Here is a 5,107-nt window from a genome sequence, read left to right as displayed (position 1 = left end):
ACTGCGCGGCCGCGAGCCCGGCAGGGCCCCCGCCGAGGATCGCGACGTGCGTCACGGCCGCACCTCGCCTTCGATCCGGTCGCCGTCGACGGCCTCGCGGCGGCACGCGCGCACGCCCTCGACGCCGTTGACCGTGACGAGGCAGTCGTGGCAGACGCCGATGCCGCAGAACACGCCGAGGCCGCCGGTCTGCGAGGTCCGCCACGCGATGCGACCGGCGCCGATGAGCACGCCGGCGATGGTCTGGCCGTCCCGGCCCCTGACGGGCTCGCCGTCGACGGTGATGATCATGCGGTCTCCCGGAGGCCGTCCCTGCTCGGCAGGAACGGGGTCGGATCGAGTTCGGTCGGTGCGTCGAGCACGGCGTGCGCGACGAGTTCGGCGGTGGCCGGCGCGAGGCCGATGCCCGCACCCTCGTGTCCCGTCGCGTGCACGAGCCCCGCGACATCCGGATCGGGGCCGATGACCGGCAGGTGGTCGGGCGCGTAGGGGCGGAACCCGACGTAGCTGCGCAGGAGCATCGTCCGTTCGAGGAACGGGAACAGCCGGACGGCCTTGGCCGCGATCGCCGCCGCCGGGGCGACGCCCGGCCGCTCGTCGAAGCCGACGCGCTCGCGGCTGGACCCGATGAGCACCGTTCCGCCGGGCGTCGACTCGACGACGGTCGAGGTCTGCAGTGCGGCGTCGCCCGACCCGACCGCCCCGACGTAGTCGCTGTCGTAGACCTTGTGGAACACGCGCTGCGGCATGGGGGTCGTCACGAGGATCATGCCGCGCCGCGGGCGGATGTCGAGGCGCGCGCCGAGTCGCGAGGCGACCTCCGCGGACCACGGCCCCGCGCAGTTCACGACGACGTCGGCCGGGATCGCACCCGTGCTCGTCCGCACGCCGGCGAGTCGGTCGGGCCCGCCGATCGGTCCGGTGACCTCGGCGACGACGAGGCGCGCGCCGTGCCGCATCGCCTCCGCGAGCAGCGCCTGCGTCGCGTTCGAGGGCTGCACCTGCGCGTCGTCGGGATAGCGGACGGCGTGCGCGACCTCGGACGACAGGTGCGGCTCGGCATCCGCGAGCGCGGCGGCGTCCAACGCCTCGGCGCGGATGCCCGTCGCCCGCTGCGCGGCGGCGAACCGCTCCAGCGCCGCCTCTCCCCCCTGGAAGGCGACGACGATCCCGCCCTTCGCCTCGAACTCCGTCGCCGGCCGCCCGTCGCGCCGATCGGCGTCGAGCCGCTCGGCGAGCGCTCGCCACATCGCGTTCGAGGCGACCGCGAGGTCGGCCTCGGGGCCGGGCGCCTTGTCGCTCACCAGCAGGTTGCCCTCGCACCGGCTGGAGGTCTCGCCCGCGACGCCGACCCGATCGACGACCACGACCTCGGCGCCGCGCTCGACGAGGGCGAGCGCGCAGGCGGCGCCGATGACGCCCGCCCCGATGACCACGACCCGCACGCCGCCGCCTCAGTCCTCGTTCTCGCCGCTCCAGATGCCGCCGACGTGCCCGATGTGGCGTGACATCAGGTCGGCTGCGGCATCGCCGCGTCCGTCGACGAGCAGGCGGACGAGCTCGGCGTGCTCGAGCGCCGACTCGGTCAGCGCGCCGGTCTCGGCCAGTTCGACGAGGCCGGTCAGCCGCGTCTGCTGGCGCAGCTCGCGGACGACGTCGACGAGGTACCGGTTGCCGGTCAGGCCGAGGAGCGTGAGGTGGAAGGTGGTGTCGGCCTCGAGGTAGTCCTGGAAGCGACCCTCGTCGCCCGCGCGGACGATCTCGCCGGCGAGGTCGACGAGCTGCGCCGCCGCCTCCTCGGGGACGCGACCGGCGAGCTCGCGCATCGGCGGCACCTCGAGCAGACGACGCACCTCGCGGAGCTGGCGCACTTCGTCGAGCGAGACCTCCGTGACACGGAAGCCCCGGTTGCGCATCGGCGCGAGGAACCCGCGCCGCGCGAGGTCCAGCATCGCCTCGCGCACCGGGGTCGCGCTGACGCCGAACTCGGCCGCCGTCGTGGGCACCGTGAGGACCTCGCCCGGTTCGACCTCGCCGGCGACGATCCGGGAGGCGAGCGCGCGCTCGACCTGTTCGCGCAGGCTCGCGACCTCGAGCAGCGGGGACGCGTCACCCATTGCGGCGCCGGTGATATGTCATGCATTACATGCTAGCGATGGCGTCGGCGCGAGGGTAGGCCGGCTCTCCCGCGACCCGCAACTCCGACCCCGGAGCGATCCGCCGTGTCATGATGGCCCTGCGCCCACTGGCGCGGGACGGGGGTGCCGCATGGGGATCGAGTTCGCGCGATCCGAGCGATCGACGGTCGGCATCGAATGGGAGCTCGCCATCGTGCACCGCTCGACCGGTGAGCTCGCCTCGGTGGGCGACCGCGTGCTCGCGGAGCTCGGCGATGCCGACGGGACGCCGCATCCGTTCATCACCTCGGAGCTCCTCACGAACACCGTCGAGCTCGTCAGCGGCGTGCACCGCGACGTCGCCGGCGCCGTCGACGACCTCACCGGGCAGGTGGCCGAGGTGCGGGCCGTGCTCGACCGGATCGGCGAGTACGAGCTGATGTGCAGCGGCTCCCACCCGTTCAGCCGCTGGTACGACCAGCGGCTCACCGACAAGCCCCGGTACCGCAAGCTCATCGAGCGCACGCGGTGGTGGGGCCGCAACATGATGATCTGGGGCATCCACGTCCACGTCGGCATCGAGGAGCGCGACAAGGCGCTGCCCATCCTCGACGGCCTGCTCGCCTTCGTGCCGCACCTGCAGGCGCTGTCGGCCTCGAGCCCCTTCTGGGCCGGCGTCGAGACCGGCTACGCCTCGAACCGGGCGCTGATGTTCCAGCAGCTGCCGACGGCAGGCCTGCCGTACCAGCTGCCCGACTGGTCGACCTACGAACGCTACGTCGACGACCTCATCCGGACCGGTGTCATCGAGGACCACACGGAGGTGCGCTGGGACATCCGCCCCTCGCCGCGTTGGGGCACCGTCGAGGTCCGCGTGTGCGACGGCGTGTCGTCGGCCGACGAGATCGGCGCCATCGCGGCCCTGATCCAGTGCCTCGTCGACTGGATGTCCACGCGGCTCGACCAGGGCGAGACCCTGCCGACGATGCCGCCCTGGTACGTGCGCGAGAACAAGTGGCGCGCCGCCCGGTACGGCATGCACGCGGAGATCATCACGGACGCCGCGGGCGCCGAGCGCCCCGTCGCGGACGCGCTCGGCGACCTGCTCGTCACGCTCGCACCGTTCGCGGAGCGCCTCGGCTGCGCGGTCGAGCTCCAGAGGATCCGCCGCACGATCGACGAGGGTGCCGGCTACCAGCGCCAGCTCAAGGTCGCCGAGGAGCACGGCGGCGACCTGACCGCGGTGGTCGCACACCTCGCGCGCGAGCTCCGCGAGGGCACGGGGCCGCGCTCCAGCGGGTAGCGGATGCGCCCCGCTACTCGGGGATCCGCCGCGTCCGGATGAGTTCCGCGAACCACCGGGCGCTCGCCTTCGGGAGGCGCTCGAGCGTGTCGTAGTCGACCCGGACGATGCCGAACCGCTTGGAGTAGCCGTAGCCCCACTCGAAGTTGTCCATGAGCGACCACACCTGGTAGCCGCGGAGGTCGACGCCCCGGGCCATCGCGCGGTGCGCGGCCGTGAAGTGCCGCCGGAGGTAGTCGATGCGGTCGAGGTCGCGCACCTCGGGCCCGTCCGGTCCCTCCGTCACGACGTCGTCGAAGGCGGCCCCGTTCTCGGTGATCATCAGCGGCACCTCGGGGTACGCGCCGTGGAGCGCGATGAGGAGGTCCTCGAGCCCCGACGGGTCGATGTTCCAGCCCATCGCCGTGTACGGTCCCGGCTGCTCGAGGAACTCGACGTGCTGGGAGCCGGGCCACGCGGTCCCGCCCATGTCCTTGTGGCCGTCCGCGTTCACGCGCGGCGACACGCCGTCCCACATCCGCACGGTCACGGTCGAGTAGTAGTTCACGCCGAGCAGGTCGATCGGCTGCGCGATGAGCTCGGTGTCGCCCGGCTTCACGAACGACCAGTCCGCGACCTCGGCGGTGTCCTCGATGACGTCGGACGGGTAGCCGTCGCCGAAGAGCGGTCCGAGGAAGACCCGGTTGGCCAGGCCGTCGATGCGCCGGGCGGCCTCGTGCCCCGTCTCGCCCGAGGGGCGGATGACGTGCAGGTTGAGCGTGATCGAGAAGCCCGGGTCGTTCGTGACGACCTCTCGGAGCGCGGACACGGCCAGTCCGTGCGCGAGGTTCAGGTGGTGCACCGCGGCGAGCGCCTTCGCGCCGTCCAGGAGGCCGGGCGCGTGCGCGCCCGATCCGTAGCCGAGGTAGGCCGAGCACCACGGCTCGTTGAGCGTCGTCCACACGGCGACGCGGTCGCCGAGCCGCTCACCCACGATCCGCGCGTAGTCCGCGAACGCCTCGGCCGTCGCGCGGTTGGTCCAACCGCCCTCGTCCTCGAGCGCCTGCGGCAGGTCCCAGTGGTAGAGCGTCGCGATGGGGCGGATGCCTCGGGCGATCAGTCCGTCGACGAGACGCTCGTAGAACGCCAGCCCCTCCTCGTTCGCCGGCCCGCGGCCGGTCGGCTGGATGCGCGGCCACGCGATCGAGAAGCGGTACGCCTCGAGCCCGAGTTCGGCCATGAGATCGAGGTCGGACTCCCACCGGCGGTAGTGGTCGCACGCGACGTCCCCCGTGTCGTCGTTCCAGACCTTGCCGGGCGTGTGACTGAAGGTGTCCCAGATGGACGGCCCTCGGCCGTCCTCCGTCGCCGCACCTTCGATCTGGTACGACGCGGTCGCCGATCCGAGCAGGAAGTCGGGTGCGAACTCGAGGCCCGAGTCGCGGTAGTCGGGGTCACCGGTCGTCATCGTCGCTCCGTCCTCGTCCGCGGCGTGGGCCGCGGGTCCAACACTACGCCGGAGCTCTCCGCCCCAGCACGTCGATGGAGCCGGTCACCGGCCGAGCAGCTTCTGCAGGGCCGCCATCTCCTCCTCGGAGGGGGCGCCCTTCGCACCAGCGCCGCCGCCGAGGCCGAAGCCCGAGCCGGCGGGCGCGTCGGATGCCGCACCGGGCACCTGGCCCGACGCGATCGCCGCGTTCTCGGCGGC

General features: G+C 73.0%; 5 protein-coding genes. 1 reads left to right on the top strand and 4 read right to left on the bottom strand.

The window, feature by feature from the left end:
• Positions 1 to 51: 51 nt before the first annotated feature.
• The 3 genes from ESO86_RS11285 to ESO86_RS11275 are packed head-to-tail and all read right to left on the bottom strand — an operon-like array spanning position 52 to position 2,117.
• The gene (locus ESO86_RS11285; RefSeq protein ID WP_129235062.1) at positions 52 to 291 is read right to left on the bottom strand and encodes a (2Fe-2S)-binding protein; all 240 of its coding nucleotides are present in this window, start codon (positions 289 to 291) and stop codon (positions 52 to 54) included.
• Entirely contained in the window at positions 288 to 1,445 is a 1,158-nt protein-coding gene (locus tag ESO86_RS11280; protein ID WP_129235060.1) for an NAD(P)/FAD-dependent oxidoreductase, read from the bottom strand. The genes ESO86_RS11285 and ESO86_RS11280 overlap by 4 nt, the downstream gene beginning before the upstream one ends.
• Before the next feature lie 9 nt (positions 1,446 to 1,454).
• The gene (locus ESO86_RS11275) at positions 1,455 to 2,117 is read right to left on the bottom strand and encodes a GntR family transcriptional regulator (protein WP_129235058.1); all 663 of its coding nucleotides are present in this window, start codon (positions 2,115 to 2,117) and stop codon (positions 1,455 to 1,457) included.
• A 151-nt stretch (positions 2,118 to 2,268) separates the two neighbouring features.
• On the opposite strand from ESO86_RS11275, the gene ESO86_RS11270 reads away from it, so the two are divergent.
• A complete protein-coding gene (locus tag ESO86_RS11270) occupies positions 2,269 to 3,420 on the top strand; it encodes a glutamate--cysteine ligase (protein ID WP_129235057.1) in 1,152 nt (383 codons plus the stop codon).
• Between the two features lie 13 nt (positions 3,421 to 3,433).
• Here ESO86_RS11270 and ESO86_RS11265 read toward each other — a convergent pair whose 3' ends face one another.
• Positions 3,434 to 4,867 carry a GH1 family beta-glucosidase gene (locus ESO86_RS11265; protein WP_129235055.1) on the bottom strand — a complete coding sequence of 478 codons (1,434 nt, stop codon included), beginning with the start codon at positions 4,865 to 4,867 and terminating at the stop codon, positions 3,434 to 3,436.
• Positions 4,868 to 5,107 lie beyond the last annotated feature (240 nt).

This window comes from Agromyces binzhouensis, from assembly GCF_004135055.1.
GTDB lineage: Bacteria > Actinomycetota > Actinomycetes > Actinomycetales > Microbacteriaceae > Agromyces > Agromyces binzhouensis.
Note: the sequence above shows the minus strand (reverse complement) of the source record. Positions and strands in the feature narration are given on the sequence as shown.